Raw genomic sequence first — 20,125 nt, 5'->3', positions numbered from 1 at the left:
CTTGCCGAGGGTCTGGGGATGGCAAGGCCTGGAGTGGCTGACGGCGATGCCGGTTTCGATCAGCCAGACGGTGAGCAGCGTGAAGTCGTTGCGGCCGCCATCGTCCCAGGGCGGGCCATTATCGGTGGCGATGCGCCACGGCAAGCCATAGCGGCGGAAGGCGGTGACCAGCCGGGCTTTTACGGTTGCGGTGGTCTGGTCGGCGCAGGCCGACAGCGCGACCGAGAAGCGCGAATGGTCATCAAGCACGGTGAGCGGATGCAGGCGGCCGCAACGCAAGGCGACGTGACCCTTGAAGTCCATCTGCCACAGATCGTTGGGGGCGGCATGCTCGAAGCGGATGAAGGGCTGCGCTCCACCGCCCGACGTTCCCAACTCAATGCCGTTGCGACGCAGGATGCCGGTTACCGTCGAGGCCGCCGGCGTGCCGATACCCTCGCGGGCAAGCACACGCGCGATCTTGCGTCCACCCCAAGCCGGATGCGCCATACGCACCGCAAGGGCCGCCGCTTCCACCTCCGGCGCGCTGCGCGCCGGGCTCGATCGTGGCCGCCGCGACTGTTCGACCAGCCCACCCTCCCCCTCGATCCGATAGCGCGAAAGCAGCTTGTGGCCACAGGTCCGGCCGATACCGAAGCGCTGGCACAGCACGCTTACATTCGCGCCTTTCGCCGACGCCAGCTTCACAAACTCCAGCTTCTGCTTCATCACGCTTCTGTCCTCGAATGGCATCCCGAACCCCCTCGCGCAAAAGCGCAAAACTGTTCGCGATGTCCTCGCACATCTGTTCGCGATGTCCCCAGTCCAAACACCCCTGTGGGAGAAGGTGGATCGGCGCGCAGCGCCGAGACGGATGAGGGGTGTTGGACGGAATGCCGCCGGCGCCAAGCTGGAGCACCCCTCATCCGTCGCCTTCGGCGACACCTTCTCCCACAAGGGGAGAAGAGAAGGCGCCACTTTGGTGCCGCGCAGTTGTCTCCTGCAGGTTTTTCGGGGGATGATGTCGGGCTTGCGGCTGGTGGTGCGTCCTTGGGGCACAACCATCGTAACTCTTGGGAGGACATCATGACCTTGGAAACCGCTCAATCAACCGTTCAGTCGCCGTGGCAGACCGCGGCAATCCTTATCGCCCGGCTGATCTTCGCAGCCGTGTTCCTGATGGCCGTGATCTTCAAATTCGTCGATATCGGCGCCACCGCCGGCTATATCGCGGCGGCTGGATTTCCGTTCCCGCTGTTCCTGGCCTGGTGCGCAGCCCTGCTCGAGGTCGTCCTCGTTCTATGCTTCCTGACCGGCGCCTTCTTCTCATGGGCAGCACTCGTCGCCGGCGCCTATGTGCTGTTCCTCGGCTTCGCCTTCCACGGGCCGTCGCACTGGGCCGGCAACCAGGCGGAGTTCGGCTTCTTCGTCGATCACTTCACCTTCCTGGCCGGGCTGCTGTTCGCCGCCGTGCACGGGCCGGGCAGGGTCCTGGCGCTGAGGCTTGGCAGGGGGTGATCCCCAATCTCGGAGGCGGCGTTCTCGTAAAGGCGCTCAGAAGGGTGGCTGCGACGATCCCGGCCGGGTCTATGACCGCGACCAGGGCCAGATCGGCAGCACGATCCGCACCAGCATCGTCGTGACGATCGAGAGCGGCCGGGTACCGTCATTCCGGCCATCCGCAGGTCCCGCGCAATAAAAGCGACAGCTAAAGTACGAGCGTTCGAGGTTTATGCTTTTTGTAGATGCGCCTGCATTCCCTCTGTACTTCCAACATTCGGCGGGCTAAGCAAGACGCGGGTCTTGAGGGGGAATTCATGAACATCGCCACGCGTTTTGCTGCCGCCATGATCGGCACGTCTCTGCTTGCCGGCTGCACTACCTTGACCGAAGGCGAATTCAACACGATGCATACCACGCTTGAAGGCAGCCCTGTCACCAAGCGCGTGGCGATCAACGAATGCATTGCACGCGAGAGGCCCACGCCGCTCAACGAAAGAAAGACTTACGCAGCAATCATGAATGTCAGTGTCGCAAAATACGATAGCGCCTTTTGTAACCGGCTCTTTAATGCCGTTGCTAATGGCAGGCTGACTTACGCGGACTACCGCAGGCTTTCCTCGCCGGGGGCCGACAGCAGCAAGTTGATCAAGATCCTGCAGGGCCGCTAGCAGGCGCCGCCAGCAGTCTTGCCACCCCGCCGCGGCAAGCCGTTGTCGCGGCGTCAGTTATGATCGCCGCGTCACATCTGGTCGTTGTAAGGTTCCTTGATCTGACCGACCATGCGCGCCAGTTTCGAAAAGGACGGCATGTCCGTCTCCGGCTGACATTGATTGGCCAACTCCAGCAGTCGGATCGGGAAGTTGACGGCGTCGCGGCTCGATGCCGACATGCCCTCGGACCTTTCCTCGTTGGTCTCGCTGGCTTCGGCCTTGCGCAAGGCGATGTCTATCTCCTCGACGGAGAGCACGCCCTTGCGGACCAGGACCTGATTGATCGATGCGATGGCCATCAGCAGGCCTTCGAGTTGCAGATTGGCGACGTTCATGGCTTTTGCTCCCATTGGCTGGGGTTCAAACGCGCGAATGCCTGTTCTGATCCGCGGCTGCGGCTGCTCGTCGGCCGGTGAGATGCCCGGCAAATGGAGGAACCGCCAATTGCCGACGCTGCGTTCGCGCCCACAAAGTGGCTGGCGGGCAACGCGAGGCGCCGAAGAGAATTCGGATTTTTTGTCGCCGCGCCACATTTTGTTCTTGCTTTGTGCCGGCAGCTATGCTACTAATTTGGGTATGGTGCCAATTGGCTCCAGCGACCCGCCCGCCGAGGCGGTTTTTTGTTTTCAGGCTTCTTTTCGATCGAACGTTGCTTGTGTTGCCGGCTGTGAAGTCGGCGGGACAGCGCCCGGGACAGTACCCCCCTCTGGCCTGCCGGCCATCTCCCCCTCAAGTGGGGAGATTGGCGGTTTCGGCGCTGCGCTCTTCCTGCAACGTTGGAGATTGGCGAAAGCCGGCGCGAAAGCCGATCTCCCCCCAAGTGGGGGAGATGTCCGGCAGGACAGAGAGGGGCGCGAAGGAATGCAGCCTAGCGGTCTTCTTGGAAGGTCAATCGGGAGGCGGACAAGGCGAGGCGCTGAAAGGAAATCGCATTTTTTTGTCGCCGCGCCACATTTTGTTCTTGCTTTGTGCCGGCAGCTATGCTACTAATTTGGGTATGGTGCTAATTGGCTCCAACGACCCGCCCGCCGAGGCGGGTTTTTTGTTTCAGGCCGGTTTGGAGACGATCACGGCGAGCGAGGCGAGTTTTCCGTCACTCAGGCTTCGGATGTAGTTGCGGCGGCGCTGCAGGAATTCCGCGCCCATGACGACTTCATTTGCCTGCTGCTGCGCCGGCGAGGGCACGATGCCGGAATTGGCTCTCTTCAGCGCCAGCTCAACATGTTCGCCGGTTTCGTCGACGATTTCGTCGATGCGAAATCCGGCATCGACAAACAGGGTTTTCAATTTTTCCCGATCGGCGAGGTGGCTGGTCGCCGCAGAAACCGCCCAGGGCATGGGATAGTAGGGCTCGCCGCCGGCGAGCACGGCTTCGGTCCAGATCAGCCTGCCTCGCGGTTTCAGCACGCGCCAGGCCTCGTCGATGACCGCGGCCTTGTTCTCGATGTTCATGCCGACATAGAAGCAGATCGCCGCATCGAAGGTGCTGTCGCCAAAAGGCAGTTTCGTTGCGTCGGCCTGATGGAAGCGAACCGTGTCTGCCAGTCCGCTGAGTGCGGTCAGTCGGCTCGACGCGGCGACAAAGGCTGGTGTCAGGTCGATGCCGTCGACCTGGCAGCCATAGGTCGAGGCCAGAAACCTTGCCGGCCCGCCAATGCCGCTGCCGATATCCAGGATCCGATCTGTCGGCGAAGGAGCAAGACGGGCCGCATGCTCCCGCGTGGCGATCAGTTCGCGGCCATGGAGCTGATCGAATGGATAGAGTTGCGCGGCCGCCAGTTTTCCGGCCGGGTCGGCGTCCGGGATCGCGGCCAATATGCGATCGACGATGCCGTCGCTGCCGTAGTGACTGGTGACATTGCCCATGACGCGTTCCCCTCAAGCGCAACCACCATCCCATCAACGCAAGTCTCACGCAATGCCCGCCCTTTTCGCCCCTCCTTCCAGCCGTTCACCGACGAGGGGGCGAGGTCGTCAGTGCATTTTTCCGCCGGTGCCACATTTTGTTCTTGCTTTGTGCCGGCAGCTATGCTACTAGTCTGGATATGGTGCCAATTGGCTCCAACGACCCGCCCGCCGAGGCGGGTTTTTCATTTCGGGCTCCTGTTCGACCGAATGTTGCGTGTGCTGCCGAGGTATGTCGGCGCGAATGAACGCGACCGACTATCCCGGTCCGCAACCACCTATCGTCCATAGATTTCCCAACGCGCCCGTGCGCCCATTTCAGAGAACACCCCATGTCCAACCGTTATGCCACCATCATCACCGACGATGACGGCCGCGAGGTCGTCAGCGCCATTGGCGAGTTCGCCGGCACCGCACCCTATGCACGCCATGGCCGCTTCGAGCAGGTGGCCGCCGGCGTGCGGATCGGCATGGTGCGCGGCGGTACCGTCGATGCGGTCGGCGGCTTTGGCTTCCCGTCGGGAGCACTCGACGGCAAGGCGGTGGCAATTCTCAGGGCAAGGCTGAATGCCTTGCCTGACGCCGGTGCGATGAAGCCCGGCACGACGACTGATGCGAAACCGGCAAGCCAGCCGCGGAAGCCGAAGTCGGCACGCGCCGGCAAGAAGGCCAGGCCGCGCAAGCGCATCGTGCGGCCAGGCAACAAGAAGCCGGCGGTCTCCGCTGGGACGGCGGAGTAGGGCATGGCCGAAGCTCCTTCCACCGGCGATCCGCAGCCGCACGATCAAGCACCCGGCAGCCGAACCAAGCGGGCGAAGAAGACGCTGGCCGACGGCTTTCTCGAAGCGATCCGCGCCGATTTTCGCGCCCATGGCGCCGGCGTTATCGCCGAGGTGCGCGCCGAAAAGCCCGACCAGTACCTGAAGCTCGTGCTGTCGGTGCTGCCCAAGGATATTAGTGTCAACATCAACAATCTGGATGCATTGAGCGATGACGAAATCAGGCAGCGCATCCGCGGCCTCGAAGCCGTCCTTAGGCCGTTCCTCGAGAAGCCGGGCTTCGCAAAAGGCCTCGCACAGCCGGGCGGCAAGGACGGAATATCTCAGCCTGCTGGCGGAGCTGGACCGCAGGCGCCGCACTAACCAGCTTGCCGCCTATCGGCCCTATCCCAGGCAGGCCGAGTTCCATGCAGCCGGCGCGACCAATCGCGAGCGCCTGTTCATGGCCGGCAACCAGCTCGGCAAGACCAGGGCCGGCGGCGCCGAATGGGCGATGCACCTCACCGGCCGCTATCCAGATTGGTGGCAAGGCAAGGTTTTCGATTGTCCGGTTCGGATGTGGGCGGCCGGCGTCACCGGCGAAAGCACGCGCGATAACCCGCAGCGCATCCTGATCGGCCCGCCGCAGCAGCAGGCGGCCGGCACCGGCATGATCCCGGCCGACGCCATCGTCAGCACGATGGCGGGACGGGCGCCGGGCGCGCTCGACAGCGTCGTGGTGCGCTGGGGCGGCGGCGGCGACGTCCAGGCCGGTGAATCGGTGCTGTCGTTCAAGAGCTACGAGAAGGGTCGCGAGAAATGGCAGGGCGAAACGCTGCACGGCGTCTGGTTCGACGAGGAGCCGCCGCTCGACATCTATTCCGAAGGGCTGACCCGCACCAACGCCACCGGCGGCATCACCATCGTCACCTTCACGCCGCTGCTCGGCATGTCGGACGTGGTGTTGTTGTTCTTGTCGGCTGAGCAGGTCGAGTTCATTGGTGAAGGGGAAGCAATCGGCTGAATAAGCCAGCCCGGCGCAATCATTATCCCAACTGACTGTGGCGCACGGAATAAGTGTGGAGCACTTCTCTTGCAGCAAAATTGTAGTTATTTGGACAGAGGATGAGAGCCGTAACGGAGGGGTGGGCAGTGGGAAATCACTATCGGTCGCTAGTCGTGATCGGTGCAATAATGCTTTCAGGATGCGTAGTGACTGAGAGCCGGTTCAACACAATCAACGCTGGAATACAAAGAAGTACAGCTTTCAAAAAGGATTTTATGACTCAGTGTGCGGTGGGATTAGGGGCAAAGCCACTAGCTTACCGCAAACAATGGGCAAGAATAATAAACACAAGTGTTGAAGCGTTGCCAGAGGTGTACTGCAAACGCTGGACTGATGCGGCGATGAGCGGGCGAATGACGTATGCGGATTACAAAAATGGATTGTCGCGACCTACCTACGAAAGTAAGTTGATCAAGATACTTCAGGGCCATTAGCCGGCCCGCCCTGTGTTCGTGGCGCGCCGTCCCGGTTTTGCTCCAGCAAGGTATCTCGCATGAGCCGCGACGTTCCCTTCATGACCAGCGCGGTTGCCAAGCCATGATCCGGAACTAGACTGGCTACATTGGGCGGGAGATCACAACTATGAATAGACGAATGGTGTTGATCGGCGGCCTTTCGTCAATTGTCGTATCACCAGAAGGCAACGTCGGCATGTCAGCGACCTTTCCTCCCGTTCCGAAATGGCGGCCATCGTTTTCGCAGCCCATCGATCGCATCGAGGAGCGCTTTGGCTACTACTTCAACCAGGAGCGCGACTTTGCCATCCTTGAAAACGGCACCTGTGTGCTGACGGAGGCTGGTCTTTCCGATGGCGCTGCATCCTTGGCAGCCATCCAGACGCTTGCCGAGATCTACAACTACCACCCGGACATGAAACCATCTGATATGGACGATGGCAATTTGTTGGTCAGTTACAATCATCCTGCCTTCAACGTCGTGCTGACCGATATTGCCAAGGCGCATTGGCCAGAGATCGAGGCTCGCCACCAGGACGGACTGACGACCGACGAGGTGTTGTTCACGCCGCTCGGGCAGAACGTATTCGATGATTTTGGCAAAAAGGCGCTGCTAGGCCGGTGCTACATGTTCATGGATGCACAGGCGCCGAAAGTCGTGCGCATCAAACGTCGGGCGATCTGATCCCGACTTTTCGACCGGCTCCGTGGCAGGTGTTCCGAGCGATGCAAACGGAGCTGCGAGGCGGGGCGTTGGAGCGCGCACCCGCCACCACGATTCAATGCCGCGAGGGTGAAAAACAATGACCCGTCACGTCACCTTCATGACCATCGACGATGCCGAGCACTATACGCCGCAGCAGCGCGCCGAGATCATTGCCGCCTATCCGGCGCATGAGCGCGAGGCGCGGGCCAAGGGCATTCCGGTGCTGGGCTCCGGCCGCATCTTTCCGGTGGCCGAGGAGCTGATCGCCTGCGAGCCATTCCCGCTGCCGCGCTATTGGCCGCGGCTCGGCGCCCTCGATTTCGGCTGGGACCATCCCTCGGCCGCGGTCGAGCTCGCCTGGGATACGGAGGCCGATGTCGTCTATGTCACCAAAGCCTGCCGCGCCTCGCAGCAAACTCCGGCAATGCAGGCGCTGACGTTGAAACCATGGGGCGAATGGCTGCCATGGGCATGGCCGCGCGACGGCCGCCGCGAGACGCTGGAAGGTGCCGGCACCGCCCTTGCGAAGCAATATTCGGCAAATGGGCTGAACATGCTCGCCAGCCATGCGCAGTTCGCCGATGGTTCGGTTTCGGTGGAGGCCGGGCTGATGGAGATGCTCGACCGCATGCAGAGCGGCCGCTTCAAGGTGTTCTCGACGCTTTTGCCGTGGTTCGAGGAGTTCCGGCTCTACCATCGCAGGGATGGCCAGGTGGTGAAGCTGCGCGACGATTTGATGGCGGCGACACGCTACGGCGTGATGATGCTGAGGGAAGCGGTGGTCGACCCGGCTCTGTTCAAGGCCGCGCGGCGGAAGGCGGGGCAGAGCGATCCGCTGGGGGCGTTTCGGTGAGGAAAATCGGGGAGGGAGGCAATGCGCTCCGGCTCCGATTGGAAAACTGTAGTGAACGTCCGTGGACGTGGTGTAGCATCGAATGATCCCGCTCAAGGGACGCATCGGCGTGGCCTCACGGGGGCATTCGCCGATAGGGGAGGATCAGATGAAAAACGGAATTTCTCCAGACCACATACTGCAAATTGGCTTTGGGTTCTGGCCAGCCAAGACATTGTTGAGCGCCGTGGAACTGGGACTCTTCTCGCTGCTTGCGGACGGCCCCAAAACGGGCCTCGAACTGCAAGGCGCGATGAGGCTGCATCCGCGCGCAACGTATGATTTTCTCGACACCCTCGTCGCGCTCGGATTGCTGCAGAGGGACGGCGCCGGTGAAACCGGCAAATACGGCAATACGCCATCGACCGCGCTGTTCCTGGTCAAGCGGAGCCCCCAATACATCGGTGGAATCCTTGAGATGGCGAACGCACGACTGTATCGATTCTGGGGCGATCTCACACCGGCATTGCAAACCGGAAAGCCTCAAAACGAGATCAAGGAGACAGGCAAGTCGATGTTCGGCGAGCTCTATGCGGACCCGGCGCGCCTGGAGCAGTTCATGGACGCGATGAGCGGCATCTCCATGGGCAATTTCACGGCGTTTGCCGAGAAATTCGACTTTTCCAAATATAAGACGCTGGCCGATATAGGCGGCGCAACCGGGCAGCTTTCGGCCATCGTCGCGGCGCGGCATCCGCACATGCAATGCCGGACGTGCGATCTCGCCGATGTGCAGCCGATCGCCGAACGGCGCTTGAGGGAGCGTAATCTCGGCGGCCGGGTCATCGCCGAGACGATCGACTTCTTCGCGGACGAATTCCCCAAGGCGGACATCATCACGATGGGAATGATCCTTCACGACTGGAATCTCGAGAACAAGAAAATGCTGATCGCCAAGGCCTATCGTGCATTGCCGACCGGCGGCGCGCTGGTCGCCATCGAGAACATCATCGACGATGAACGCAGGCAAAACGGCTTCGGTCTCATGATGTCGCTGAACATGCTGATCGAATTTGGCGAGGCGTTTGACTTCACCGGCGCCCAGTTCACCGAGTGGTGCAAAGAGGCAGGGTTTAGTCGCTGCGAGATTATTCCGTTGGCGGGACCTGCAAGCGCAGCAGTGGCTTACAAATAGAGGCTTGGCACCCGCGCGCAGTTCGCCGGCGGCTCGGTGGCGGTCGGGCCGATGCTCGGCCGCATGCAATCAGGCCGCTTCAAGGTGGTTTCGACGCTCTTGCCCTGGTTCGAGGAGTTCCGTCTCTATCATCGCAGGGACGGCCAGGTGATGAAGCTGCGCGACGATTTGATGGCAGCGACACGCTACGGCGTGATGATGCTGAGGGAAGCGCAGGTCGACCCCGCGGTGTTCAAGGCCGCGCGGCGGAAGGCCGGGCAGAGCGATCCGCTGGGGGCGTTTCGGTGACGATGCTTGCGTTTATGCACGCCCGGCGGCAAAACGACGACGTAGCGGCAACATCATGTTAGGGGGCAATATGGAATCGGAAAACTCGCTGCTCGGGATATTCATCTCCTGGATGCCGATGCTGATTTATCTCGCAGCAAGCCTTTGGGTAACGATCTGGCTCACCTTCAAGCTGATCCGCGTTCAACAGGCGATGGTGCAGGCGCAGGAAGGCATTCTCGCCAAGCTGACCGAGATCGACAGCCGGATGTCCGCGAAGATACGCCAGGACTGAGATTCGCGGCGGACGCATAGGACGAAGCGCCGAAAAGCTTAGCCGGGCTCCTTAGCCCATTCGCCGCCGCTGCCATGATAGGTCTCTGCGGAGAGCAAGAAAACCTGTGCGCAGGTCGTGCACCGAAAGCGGTAACGAAGCAGATCGTCCCATGGTCCATCCGGGTTGAGATCCGAAAACGGGATGACACTCGACATAGGACCACCCGGTACTTCCTGCAGAATACCGTCGCGTATGGCCTCTTTGGCCATCGTGATCGCCGCCGCGAGACGACCGGTGCTAAAGATCGTACGGGTCTCCTTGATCGGCGCACAGTTACGACAAGTCATGCGCTTGTCCCATAGGTACATCCACAAGTCACAGGCCAAGGAAATCCAGACGGCAACGAGAGTCAATCTAGCTTGGCGGCCTCGTTTCCCTAGGGCTCTCCGCTTCGCAGCGTGCCGGAAAATGACCCAACATGACCGTCCGCATCATCCCTGCCACTTTGCGCGATCTCTCCTACATCGCCGCCAACCTCCGGCCCGAAGACCGGGCCGAGATCGATTGCCAGTTCGATGACTGGTCGCCGGCGCTGCTGGCGTTGACGGCGCTGCAGGGGTTTGCCTATGTCGCCGAGCTCGACGGCAATCCGGAGGCCGGCTTCGGCGCTGCCGAACAGCGCGGCGGCTTATGGATCGCCTGGAGCTGGGGCACGCGCCGCATGAGGCGCTGCGTGCCTGGGATTACGGAATTCTTTCATGCCGTGCTCGGGCCTGAAGTTGCGGCGCGCGGCGCGTGGCGGGTCGAGGCGCGAGCGCTGGCCGCCAATGAATTGGCGCTGCGCTGGCTTGCCCGGCTTGGCGCGACGCAACGCTGCCGCCTGCCGGGCCATGGCCGGAACGGCGAGGATTTTCTGCTCTACGACTGGACAAGAGCCTCTCACTTTGGAGAAAACCATGTGCCTTTTTCAAAAGCCACCGGCGCTGAAGCCGTTGCCGCCGACACCGACCATTGCCGACAAGGACGTGCAGGCGCGCGAAGCAGCGTTGCGGGCCCAGCTGGCGGCCAATGACGGCACCGCCGGAACCGTGAAGACCGATTTGTCGCCCAGTGAGCTCACCGGCCAGCGCCGCGTGCTGCTGGGGGTTTGACATGGGCGCCATGAGAAGAGTGTTCCGCAACCGGGTGCTGGCGTGGTGGTACTGGCGCCGGCACGCGCGGTTGGCGAAGAGATAGACGGGAGCTTGCCTGCCGGGATCGCGTAAGCCGCGATCCTTCGCCCCCCCCTCTGTCCTGCCGGACATCTCCCCCTCAAGTGGGGAGATTGGCTGTCGTCTCGGTCTTCGCCAATTTTCGAGGGGTGCAGAAAAGGCGTTGTCCTGCAAGCTGCCAATCTCCCCACTTGAGGGGGAGATGTCCGGCAGGACAGAGGGGGGTGTTCAAGTGCATGCCTCTACAATTGCCCTCCGGTGTTCCGCCTTTTCCGTAACAGCACAGCGCAAATCGTGTTCCTTCCGCACGGTTGACATTCCTCCCTCAGCCGCCATGCTGCATTGCAACATGGCAATCGAGGAGTTCGGCATGACAGAAGCCCGGTCATCGCGCATCGAGTGCCTGGACGGGCTTCGGGCGCTTGCCGCGATCTGGGTGCTCATCGGGCACTGCTTGTTGTTGACCGGCTGGCAGATTCCTATTCTTGGCGAACCGGACCTCGGCGTCGATCTGTTCATCATGCTGTCCGGCTTCCTGATGGTGTTCCACTACCAGCTGCGCCAGGACAAGGAGCCCTGGCAAAGGCCGGAAACCTGGCTGAAATTCTGGACCCGCCGCTATTTCAGGATAGCGCCGCTGTTCTACGTCATGCTGTTCGCTGCCCTGGCGCTTGGCCCTTATCTCTACGGGTCGAGAATGATCATCGACGAGTTCCTGCTGCGGTCGCCGCAGGCGCCCGAGCGTTATCTCGACAGCGGGCTGAAGAATATCTGCGCCCATCTGCTGTTCCTGTTCGGCCTGGTGCCGAATTTCGCCTATCGCACGCCGCTGCCCGACTGGAGCCTGGGGCTGGAGATGCAGTTCTACGCACTGTTCCCGGCCATCATGCTGCTGGTTCGCAGGCTTGACTGGATATGGGCGGCCATCCTGGTCGCGGCGACCGGCAGCGCGATGGTGTTCTTGATGGGACAGTTGTCGGTGCATTTTCCGATGCCGTCGTTCCTGCCGCTGAAGATGCAGATTTTCCTGTGCGGGATGCTGCTGGCGGGCGTCGTCCATCAAAGGCAAAAGCGGCCCTTCGTGCATCTGGCATTGGCCATGCTGCTGGCGGCGCTGCCGTTCGGCGGCGGCTATGGGCTGAGCAAGCTGTTGATGCGCGAAGCGCTCGTCCTGGGGTTCTTTGCCTTGGTTCTCTACCGCATGCTGCCGGGAATGGCGGGTATCGTGGCCAGAAACATCGCCATGACGCTCGCCAACAGGTTCTTTCATTTGATGGGTGAGCTTTCCTTCAGCATCTATCTGATCCATCTGCTGGTTCTCCAGCCGGTTGCGGCTCTGGTCATCACCCAGTTCGGCCACGAGCTGTCGGCGCCGCTGCGCTTCGCGATCGTCACTGTCGTCGTCTTGCCGGTGGTGTGCCTGCTGTCCTGGATCACCTACATGCTGATCGAAGTACCCGGCCAGAAGATGGGCCGTTTCGTGGTGCAGCGCTTTGGGCGGAGCCCGGCGCTGGAGACGACGCCGGCGGAATAAGGCGCTTCCAATCTCCCCCTTGAGGGGGAGATGTCGCCGAAGGCGACAGAGGGGGTCGCCGATCCACGCGAGACGACCCCCTCTGTCCTACCGGACATCTCCCCCTCGAGGGGGGAGATCGGCAGCCTCGGCGTCCCGCCATTTCTTTCTTTTCCCCATTGAGTTCATCAAGCGAGGCTGACCATGAGCGATTCCCGTGCCCGCGATATCCTGGCGCGACAGGCTGAACTGGAGAGCGAGCGCAGCCAGTATGAGCATGTCTGGGAGGCGGTGTCCGAATTCTGCGATCCCGACGCGCCCGATATGTGGAGTGGCCGCCGCCAGGCCGGCGTCGATTCGCAGGCTGAGCGGCAGGAGCGGCGCGGTGCGCGCGTCTACGCCAACACCATCAACTCGGCCGCCAACCGGCTGGCCGCGGGGCTGGAAAGCCTGATCATTCCGCAGTCGGAGAAATGGCATGGGTTGTCGACTGCAGCCACCAACGACGAGGAGACCGACGAGGAAAAGGAATGGGCGGAAGCGCTGCGCGACTTCCTGTTCTCGCTGCGCTATTCCGCCAATTCCAATTTCGTGCCGGCAACGCAGGCTTGCCTGCGCAATGTCGTGCGCTACGGCCCGGCCTATCTCTATGCCGAGGAAGGTTTTGGCGGCACGCTGATCCGCTATGCCTCGATCCCTGTGGTCGAAGGCTATCTCTCACGCAACCGCTGGGGCCAGGTCGACATCTTCCACCGCCGCTACGAGCGCACGGCGCGGCAGGCGGCGCAATTGCTCGGCTACGACAGACTGCCGGCGCGGATCAAGATTCTGGTCGACGACCCCGTCAAATGCGAGACGAAAATCTCGCTGATCCAGTGCGTCCAGCCGCGCGACGAGCGCAAGATGTACAGTCTGAGCGGCTCCTACCAGTATCTCGATACGGCGTTCGCTTCCTATCACGTGATCGAGGACGAGGAGGCGATCGTCAGGGAAAGCGGGTTTCGCTCGTTCCCGGTGTCGTGCTTCAACTGGCGCCGCTACGAAGGCGATCCGTACGGCATCTCGCCGACCATCGAGGCACTGACGACGGTGCGCGAAGAGAACGCCGTGCGGCGCTCCGGCCTTCGCGCGCTGCAGCAGATCACCGATCCGGCGACCGCCTCCAAGGCTCGCCTCGACTATGTGCCGGTGCTCAATCCCGGCGAGAACTATCCCGGCCTGATCGACGATGCCGGCCGGCCGCTGATCGCGCCGATCGCCACCGGCCAGAACCCGACCTATGCCTTCAATTATGCCGACAGCCGGGCCGAGGAGATCCGCGACATGATGTTCGTCAACCTGTTCCAGACGCTGGTGCAGAACCCGCAGATGACGGCGACCGAAGCCTTGATCCGGCAGGAGGAGAAGGGCGCGCTGCTCGGGCCGTCCGGCTCGATCATCCAGGCCGGCTTTGCCAGCAATCTCGACCGCGAGCTGGGTATTCTGGAAGACAAGGGACTTTACGAGGAAGACAGCCGCTTCCTGCCGCCGGCGAGCCTTGCCGGCAAGGCGCTGCGGCCGACCTTCACCGGCCCGCTCGACGTGCTGCGCCGTTCGGCCGAGGCGCGCGACACCATCCAGGTTGTCACCACCGCCATGCAGATGGCGCAGTTCGATCCCGGCGTGATGGACAATATCGACGGCGACGAGGCGCTGAAGATCGTGCAGGGCGCCGGCCGCAGCCCGCAGCGCATTTTTCGCCGCCAGGACGAGGTGGCCGGCATCCGCGATGCCCGCGCCAAGGCGCAGCAGGAACAGGCCGGCATGGCGGCGATGACCGCCGCCGGCAAGGTCGCCAGGGATGCCGTGCCGGCGGCAGTGCAGGCGCGCGACAGCGGCCTGCTCGACGGGCTCGGCGGACTGATGCCGCAGGCTGCGCAAGATGCTTCGGGCGGGCAGGGCGCATGAGCGGCAAACGCTTCGCCCATTCCAGCCAGGCCGGCGGCCCGGCCAAGGCGCGGGATGGCCTGGCCAAGGCCTATCTCAGGGTGTTCTCGGGCCAGGACGGCGAAATGGTGCTGGCCGACCTGACGGCCGTGACCGGCTATTACCGCCGCCCGTCCTATGGCGAGTGGCTGGCCAAGACCAAGACGCCGAACGGCTTCGAGCTGCACAGCGCGCTGAGCAATGCGCGGGCCGAAGTGGTGCAGCATATTATGGGGTTCCTGACACTGGACGAGGCGCAGTTGGCTGCGCTGGAGAAGGCGGCGAGGCTGGAGGCGTAGGGGGCTTTAGGAAAGCGTATGCTCAGGCGAACCCCGACGTGAACATCGAGGATGTAGTAATTCATCATCCGGCTGAGCAGCAATTACTTAAGAGGCTTCTAAATTCCTATCGAAGAAAAAGATCAATTCGATAGAAAATCTCCGGGGGATCCCTAAGGATTTAAATGATATTCTGCATCTTGTTATCATTAGGGGCGAAAATGACAAATTCTATGAAAAGTACCCGTACCCAACAGAGCGGCAGATTCTGGATCATTCTACAATGATGGATAAGAAATATGGCCATCATTTCGTGCCGCCTGTCGGAAAATATAGGTGAAAAATGGATTATTACTATGTAGAGCCATTTGTTGCTGGTGATTTTGGCAAAAATACGGCTCTCGATAACCGCGTTCACCGGCCGATTGTGCACAAACTTCACTACGAGATTGACGTTTGGATAGGTGATGTCCTGATAAGGAGTTTTCCCTGTTATCTTGTCACCAAAGAAGCCGAGCTGGAGCTGCTGAAGATGCGAGTTTCTGGGGCGACGTTTGCCGACGTCGAGGTTACTGCTTCGGAGTTGTTTCGTCGGCTGCAGCCAGAAACAGAACTTCCAACCTTCGTCTGGATGAAGATCCATGGGCGGCCAGGACATGATGACTTCGGCATGGCTTCGAACCACACGCTTGTTGTTTCAGAGCGGGCGCTAGACGTGTTTGAGCGCCTCGGCAATGAGTCGGCCGGGATTCATTCATTCGACGAGCCGGAAAAGGATTGAATGATCCTGGTGACTTCGCACGTCAGAGATTTAGCTGATGGACTGCAAAACCCGACCTAGGCACGTCATGCGCTTGCCCCCTGCCGAAATCAGCACCGGAGACGACGAGCTCGATTCTGCCCGGCTCGCACTGCCTCGCGATGTTCATCGACAACAGGGTACGCCGTGGTGGAATCAGTTGCTGAAGGAGGATAGCAGTGGGATATAGTTTAACCGAGGGACAGTTCGACGCACCGGCTGAGTCCGCAGTCGTCGATGGACTGGCCGCACGCTTGGGAGTTGCGCTGCCCAAGGATTACACCGACTTCCTCAAAGAGCATAATGGAGGCGAAGGTTTCATCCGCAATAACTGTGTTATTTTTTTTAAAGCCGAAGAATTGGCTGACTTCAATCGAGAGTATGAGGTTGAAAAATATGCGCCAGGCATCCTCTTGTTCGCATCGGACGGAGGAGGTGAAGGCTATGGCTTCGACACTGAAGATGCGGCCATGCCAATCGTGCGCATCCCATTCATAGGTATGGATCGGCGTCCGCTGAGACGATAGCGCGTGACCTCGCCGACCTATTTGCTCGGTTGGCGGACTGAAAATGAGCGCCAAAAATAGGTATTTGCGCCCCAAGGGCATGGAGTTGTTTGAGATTACGCCGGTTATCGTTGGTGGCGATCCAGTCGGTTTGGAGAACAAGACCTGGTTGACCAGACAAGAGCATTTTGAAGCGGTGCGCTACTGGAATCGAGTTATCGGGATTCTGTGTAAGGCGGCGCTGGAGAAGGCGGCACGGGCGGAGGAGTAGGGTGCGGGGAGCATTGACCTTGCGGAGGCCATAACCCACTTCGGCTGATCATTGTGCAAGTCTACGAACCCGGTGTAATGCAACTCGTCCCTAGATCCCAACATGATCCTGGGACTATCTTCCAGGAGACACTAAACCCGGATCGCCGAGGAGGATTTTCTTTGTGGGGAAAACAATAAAGTTGCTGGATATCGTTGGACGGTTGCCGGAATTTGACGAGGAGGACACGATTTATGTGTCGGAGCCTTGGACCGAAGATTCAGACGCAATGGTTGCAACTGGGCCGGAAGGGGCATTGGTGCCAGCGGAGGCAGCCAAAGAGGGCCTGACATACTTTCTCGAAATCCACATTGCGATCGAGGTTATCGAGGCCTGGGTTGCGTCGCTGAAAGAAAGGCCCAGCCTTTCCGCGATCTGTGAAAGACTCATTTATTACGCCACCTATGATGCATGAGGTAATATGTCGACTGACCCACGTTATGATGGACAGCCGCTGCTTAGGTTACTGGAGCTTTATGTGCTCTGGGCCATCGGAGAACTTTCTCAGGAGTCGGAGGATGGCTTGAAAAAGATGGGCCCCAAACTGCAATCTATCTATGGCGGCGATGGACAATGGCATGACGCAATAGCCCAGTCTATGCACATGCCTGAGGGAATGCCGGCAGCAATCCGGGATATGTGGGCAAGGAACCTCAAAATCGCCCGCGACAATGATGTAACTCTCACACCGCAGAAATTTGCGGAGATGTTCGTGGACGAAAATTTCGTGGGTTGAACGTTCTTCTGATTGGAATTGCGAATTGAGGTGATGATGCCCCTAATTCTGCCCTGCCGTATACCCGGCTTGGCCTGACAGATCGTCCCTTAAAGGGCGTCGCGTATCGACGCGCCTTTAGGTCTTTGTTCATCCATGTCGTTGTCCCAGAACCGCTGCAAACTTTTGGGCGACATGCACTAGCCGCTGAAGCTGGCTCCACCGCGCCAACCGCATTCTACACTCAATAATCGCCGTTGTAGTACCGGTCGTCGCAGGGGGCGGTGTAGATGCGGCCGCTGGTGCGGTCCTGATAGCGGCAAAGCTGTTCGCCGGGCGGCGGCTGCGGCGTGGTGGCATTGCCGACAACGGCGCCCAGCAGGGCGCCGGCTCCGGCACCGATGACCGTGCTCTTGGTGTTGCCGCCGATCGCCTGGCCGGCAAGCGCGCCGGCACCCGCGCCGAGCAGCGCGCCCGTGCTGGTTCTCTGCTGTGCTTCGGTCTGCGCACAGCCTGCCAGCGCGGCGGTTACGAACATGGCGGCAATGGCTCTGGACATGGTCATCGTCTGATACTCCCTTGAAGTCTATGAACTAATTCGCAGGCTGATTTTGCCAAGTACGGTCGCATTTGCGGCGGAACATAGGCACCGTGCCTCACGAAATAAGACATGGTTGTTTTTGTCTGACGGCCTGATCCGCAAAGAAAGTAACCGAACAAGACCCAAAGAGCTTCATCTCCAGTCGACCTTCGAGAGCGCTACGCTGCCTCGATCTGCATTACCTTTTTCGCCGCAGCGGCCAGAAATCCGGATCGGCTGTAGCCGTGGCGCTCCGCATATCGGTCAATCTGATCGAGGACATCTTCCGGAATGGTGACATTGACACGCACGACCTTCGCAGCTTCAGCTTTCAAGGGAACCAGGATGGCGACACCGCTTAGATTGTCCTTGTCCGACATCACTTCCTCCAGGGACGACGGTTCGGGAATGGCCTCGCTATCCTCGACCAGCCCCTCGACATGAAAGGCCAGTGCTTCCCCGGCCATGGCACGGGCATCATCCAGGTTGACGCCGCCTGTCACCAGGCCCGGAAAATCGGGAAAGGAGACGCCGAAGTCGCTGTCCGCTTGCTTGTGGATCAATCCGATATAGTTCCGCATTTCTCTACCTCAGCTTCACGCCGGATCGTTTTCAATACTCTTGAGAGTGCCGATCGGGATGTCGCGCCTGGGATGCGGAACTGTCACCCGGCCCGGCTTGGATTTGTGCTTGAACTGGGCGTGACTTCCTTTTCGAGCCACTTCGTACCAGCCATCCGCCAACAGCCTGTGAATGACATCGGCGCTCTTCATGTTGTGTATAGATACACATAACTGATCCAAATGTCCATGAGCTTTTGCCGCTGTTGCGTGCGGCGGCCCAGCCGACCCCGTTTTCAATCCCGCAAGAATGGAGATACCAAATGACCCGAGGTCTTGCCCGGACGCTTTCGCGTGCCGCCGCCAGAGAAGCCGGCCTTGCCCCGCCCAGGGCGGGGCTTACCGCCAGGACGACCGGGCAGGGCGGCGCCTACCGCACCGTCTTCTCGTTCAATGCCATGCCGGTGCCGGTCACCGATGCGCAGGGCTTTGCCAGCCAGAAGCTCTTCGACTTTCTCGATGGCAAGGCGCGGATCAAGGGCGGCACGGCACGATTGCAGTTCGCCGTGCTGACGCCACGCGCCTCGACCATCAACGACAATGTCGCGCTGACCTGGTCGCTCGGCTCGGCGGCAGCATCGAGCGCTGTACTGGCAGGCACTATGGCCAATGTGGTGGGCGCCACCGGCCGTACGCTGGATGGCGCGGGTGCCGCGCCGTCGAGCGCATCGATTGCCGATGTTGCCGCAGCCTTGACGCTCGACGGCACCGTGACGCCGGTCGACCTCTATCTCAACCTGGCGTTTGCCACCGGCACCGATATCGACGCCGACGGCACGCTGGCGGTGTCGGGCACCATCACGCTGCTCTGGGAGAACTGGGGCGATAATGCGTAGGCGCTAATCTCCCCCCTTGAGGGGGAGATGTTGCCGAAGGCGACAGAGGGGGTCGGTTCGACCGGGCGCGACGCCCGGCGACAGATGAGGTCGGCGCTCCACGCGCGGATACCCCCTCTGGCCTGCCGGCCATCTCCCCCTCGAGGGGGAGATACCAAGCTTCGCCGCCAGCGCTCTCATCACCGGCCTTTAATTCTGTAACAAAAGGAATCTTCTCATGACAGATCTGGCAGACGCCGGGTCCGTGGTGGCGGCGCCACCGGCGGGCAACCTTGCACGGCCACCGGCCAACGGGGACAACGGGTCCGCCCCGCCTGCGGCCACAAGCTGGTTTGACGGTCTTTCCGAAGGCAACCGCAAGCTTGCTGAAACCAAGGGCTGGACCAAGCCTGACAGCCTCGATCGGGTTTTCAACTCCTATGCGGAGCTGGAGCGGCAGCAGGGTGAGAGCCTGCGCGTTCCGGCAGCCGATGCAGCCGCGGAAGACTGGGACAGGTTCCATGCCCGGCTGCCCGAGGCGATGCGTCCGCTGACCTCGCCCGACAAGGTCGAGTACCGGCGCCCCGACGGGCTCCCCGAAAACTTCGCCTATTCGGACGAGCTCGCCAATGCGTCCAAGGCCTGGGCGGTCGAGGCAGGTGCTACCCCGAAGGTCGCACAGGCCTATCACGACCGCTTCGTCGGCTACATGGCGGAGCAGGCCAAGGCACAGCAAATCGCCCTTGCCCGCTCAGTCGAGACGACGCACGACGATCTCGTGCGGGATTGGGGACCGACCGGCAGCGATGGCTTTCGCCAGAAGCTCGAGGTCGCCAACCGGGCGATGAAGAAGCTCGGCCTGGTCAATGCCTACAAGGCGAAGGGCATCCTTCTGCCGGACGGTGCCTTGACCGACCCGCAGATCGCCAAGGCGTTCCACGCCATCGGTGAGGCGATGTTCCGCGAAGACACAATCGACGGCAATGCTGCCTTGAGCGGAGGCAATCCCTTCAAGCGCAATGCCGCCGGCGAGCGCAACCTGACTGGCATCTCAGCCCTGGTCAAAAGCGACCCCGCCCGCGCCCGGCGGCTGGCACGCGAGGCCGGCGAAAATCCCGACCTGTGGATGCCCAACAATCCTCTTTAACCCAAACCTGAAG

24 protein-coding genes and 3 pseudogenes are annotated in these 20,125 nt (G+C 61.0%); 21 read left to right on the top strand and 6 right to left on the bottom strand.

Annotated elements, in window-relative coordinates:
* On the bottom strand, positions 1-708 hold a 708-nt coding region (locus NKJ91_RS28405), incomplete at its 3' end, for a DDE-type integrase/transposase/recombinase (protein WP_352458176.1).
* A 357-nt stretch (positions 709-1,065) separates the two neighbouring features.
* Here NKJ91_RS28405 and NKJ91_RS28400 point away from each other — a divergent pair.
* Both NKJ91_RS28400 and NKJ91_RS28395 read left to right on the top strand, forming a co-directional pair.
* Positions 1,066-1,497, top strand: a complete 432-nt coding sequence (locus tag NKJ91_RS28400) for a DoxX family protein (RefSeq protein WP_254819626.1) — start codon at positions 1,066-1,068, stop codon at positions 1,495-1,497.
* A gap of 299 nt (positions 1,498-1,796) precedes the next feature.
* Positions 1,797-2,150 (top strand): hypothetical protein, encoded by a 354-nt coding sequence (locus tag NKJ91_RS28395; RefSeq protein ID WP_352458175.1) that lies wholly within the window; start codon positions 1,797-1,799, stop codon positions 2,148-2,150.
* A gap of 71 nt (positions 2,151-2,221) precedes the next feature.
* Here the strand turns inward: NKJ91_RS28395 and NKJ91_RS28390 are convergent, their stop codons facing one another.
* Positions 2,222-2,527 carry a hypothetical protein gene (locus NKJ91_RS28390; RefSeq protein ID WP_023675713.1) on the bottom strand — a complete coding sequence of 102 codons (306 nt, stop codon included), beginning with the start codon at positions 2,525-2,527 and terminating at the stop codon, positions 2,222-2,224.
* 712 nt (positions 2,528-3,239) lie between these two features.
* Positions 3,240-4,058 carry a class I SAM-dependent methyltransferase gene (locus NKJ91_RS28385; RefSeq protein WP_352458174.1) on the bottom strand — a complete coding sequence of 273 codons (819 nt, stop codon included), beginning with the start codon at positions 4,056-4,058 and terminating at the stop codon, positions 3,240-3,242.
* Between the two features lie 371 nt (positions 4,059-4,429).
* Here NKJ91_RS28385 and NKJ91_RS28380 point away from each other — a divergent pair, with 371 nt between their 5' ends.
* From NKJ91_RS28380 to NKJ91_RS28300, 17 genes and pseudogenes are all read left to right on the top strand, one after another.
* Positions 4,430-4,837, top strand: coding sequence for a hypothetical protein (locus NKJ91_RS28380; RefSeq protein ID WP_023675716.1), 408 nt, complete (start codon positions 4,430-4,432; stop codon positions 4,835-4,837).
* 3 nt (positions 4,838-4,840) lie between these two features.
* Positions 4,841-5,239 (top strand): hypothetical protein, encoded by a 399-nt coding sequence (locus NKJ91_RS28375; RefSeq protein WP_245274656.1) that lies wholly within the window; start codon positions 4,841-4,843, stop codon positions 5,237-5,239.
* Positions 5,205-5,831 (top strand): annotated as a pseudogene (locus NKJ91_RS28370) (terminase large subunit domain-containing protein); the annotation flags it as partial. The gene NKJ91_RS28375 and the pseudogene NKJ91_RS28370, both read left to right, overlap by 35 nt.
* Positions 5,832-6,515: 684 nt before the next feature.
* Positions 6,516-7,061, top strand: a complete 546-nt coding sequence (locus NKJ91_RS28365; RefSeq protein ID WP_352458173.1) for a hypothetical protein — start codon at positions 6,516-6,518, stop codon at positions 7,059-7,061.
* Between the two features lie 112 nt (positions 7,062-7,173).
* Positions 7,174-7,935: pseudogene (locus NKJ91_RS28360) on the top strand (phage terminase large subunit family protein); the annotation flags it as partial.
* A gap of 82 nt (positions 7,936-8,017) precedes the next feature.
* Entirely contained in the window at positions 8,018-9,109 is a 1,092-nt protein-coding gene (locus NKJ91_RS28355) for a methyltransferase (protein ID WP_352458171.1), read from the top strand.
* 36 nt (positions 9,110-9,145) lie between these two features.
* The gene (locus tag NKJ91_RS28350) at positions 9,146-9,397 is read left to right on the top strand and encodes a hypothetical protein (protein ID WP_502903644.1); all 252 of its coding nucleotides are present in this window, start codon (positions 9,146-9,148) and stop codon (positions 9,395-9,397) included.
* Positions 9,398-9,467: 70 nt separating this feature from the next.
* The gene (locus NKJ91_RS28345; protein ID WP_023675723.1) at positions 9,468-9,671 is read left to right on the top strand and encodes a hypothetical protein; all 204 of its coding nucleotides are present in this window, start codon (positions 9,468-9,470) and stop codon (positions 9,669-9,671) included.
* Between the two features lie 460 nt (positions 9,672-10,131).
* Positions 10,132-10,725: a hypothetical protein gene (locus NKJ91_RS28340; protein WP_352458170.1), complete on the top strand. Its 594-nt coding sequence runs from the start codon at positions 10,132-10,134 to the stop codon at positions 10,723-10,725.
* Between the two features lie 509 nt (positions 10,726-11,234).
* Positions 11,235-12,398, top strand: coding sequence for an acyltransferase family protein (locus NKJ91_RS28335; RefSeq protein WP_023675727.1), 1,164 nt, complete (start codon positions 11,235-11,237; stop codon positions 12,396-12,398).
* A 183-nt stretch (positions 12,399-12,581) separates the two neighbouring features.
* Positions 12,582-14,324, top strand: a complete 1,743-nt coding sequence (locus tag NKJ91_RS28330; RefSeq protein ID WP_352458169.1) for a portal protein — start codon at positions 12,582-12,584, stop codon at positions 14,322-14,324.
* Positions 14,321-14,641, top strand: coding sequence for a Bbp19 family protein (locus tag NKJ91_RS28325; protein ID WP_352458168.1), 321 nt, complete (start codon positions 14,321-14,323; stop codon positions 14,639-14,641). The genes NKJ91_RS28330 and NKJ91_RS28325 overlap by 4 nt, the downstream gene beginning before the upstream one ends.
* 322 nt (positions 14,642-14,963) lie before the next feature.
* Positions 14,964-15,401 carry a hypothetical protein gene (locus NKJ91_RS28320; protein ID WP_352458167.1) on the top strand — a complete coding sequence of 146 codons (438 nt, stop codon included), beginning with the start codon at positions 14,964-14,966 and terminating at the stop codon, positions 15,399-15,401.
* Positions 15,402-15,598: 197 nt separating this feature from the next.
* On the top strand, positions 15,599-15,946 hold the full coding sequence (locus NKJ91_RS28315; RefSeq protein WP_352458166.1) for an SMI1/KNR4 family protein: 348 nt from the start codon (positions 15,599-15,601) through the stop codon (positions 15,944-15,946).
* Positions 15,947-15,989: 43 nt separating this feature from the next.
* Entirely contained in the window at positions 15,990-16,196 is a 207-nt protein-coding gene (locus tag NKJ91_RS28310; RefSeq protein WP_352458165.1) for a hypothetical protein, read from the top strand.
* A 181-nt stretch (positions 16,197-16,377) separates the two neighbouring features.
* On the top strand, positions 16,378-16,650 hold the full coding sequence (locus tag NKJ91_RS28305) for a hypothetical protein (protein ID WP_023675731.1): 273 nt from the start codon (positions 16,378-16,380) through the stop codon (positions 16,648-16,650).
* Between the two features lie 6 nt (positions 16,651-16,656).
* Entirely contained in the window at positions 16,657-16,971 is a 315-nt protein-coding gene (locus NKJ91_RS28300) for a hypothetical protein (protein WP_031211512.1), read from the top strand.
* 223 nt (positions 16,972-17,194) lie between these two features.
* Here the strand turns inward: NKJ91_RS28300 and NKJ91_RS28295 are convergent, their stop codons facing one another.
* The 3 genes and pseudogenes from NKJ91_RS28295 to NKJ91_RS28285 form a co-directional block, all read right to left on the bottom strand.
* Positions 17,195-17,515 carry a YMGG-like glycine zipper-containing protein gene (locus tag NKJ91_RS28295; protein ID WP_352458164.1) on the bottom strand — a complete coding sequence of 107 codons (321 nt, stop codon included), beginning with the start codon at positions 17,513-17,515 and terminating at the stop codon, positions 17,195-17,197.
* Between the two features lie 194 nt (positions 17,516-17,709).
* The gene (locus tag NKJ91_RS28290; RefSeq protein ID WP_352458163.1) at positions 17,710-18,111 is read right to left on the bottom strand and encodes a type II toxin-antitoxin system HicB family antitoxin; all 402 of its coding nucleotides are present in this window, start codon (positions 18,109-18,111) and stop codon (positions 17,710-17,712) included.
* A gap of 4 nt (positions 18,112-18,115) precedes the next feature.
* Positions 18,116-18,303, bottom strand: a pseudogene (locus NKJ91_RS28285) (type II toxin-antitoxin system HicA family toxin).
* 110 nt (positions 18,304-18,413) lie between these two features.
* Between NKJ91_RS28285 and NKJ91_RS28280 the strand changes: the two are divergent.
* A complete protein-coding gene (locus NKJ91_RS28280) occupies positions 18,414-18,986 on the top strand; it encodes a hypothetical protein (protein ID WP_352458161.1) in 573 nt (190 codons plus the stop codon).
* 217 nt (positions 18,987-19,203) lie between these two features.
* The gene (locus NKJ91_RS28275) at positions 19,204-20,112 is read left to right on the top strand and encodes a hypothetical protein (protein WP_352458160.1); all 909 of its coding nucleotides are present in this window, start codon (positions 19,204-19,206) and stop codon (positions 20,110-20,112) included.
* Positions 20,113-20,125 lie beyond the last annotated feature (13 nt).

This window comes from Mesorhizobium sp. M0040, from assembly GCF_040323505.1.
Lineage (GTDB): Bacteria > Pseudomonadota > Alphaproteobacteria > Rhizobiales > Rhizobiaceae > Mesorhizobium.
The sequence above is the reverse complement of the archived record's forward strand: the minus strand, read 5'-3'. Positions and strand labels throughout refer to the sequence as shown.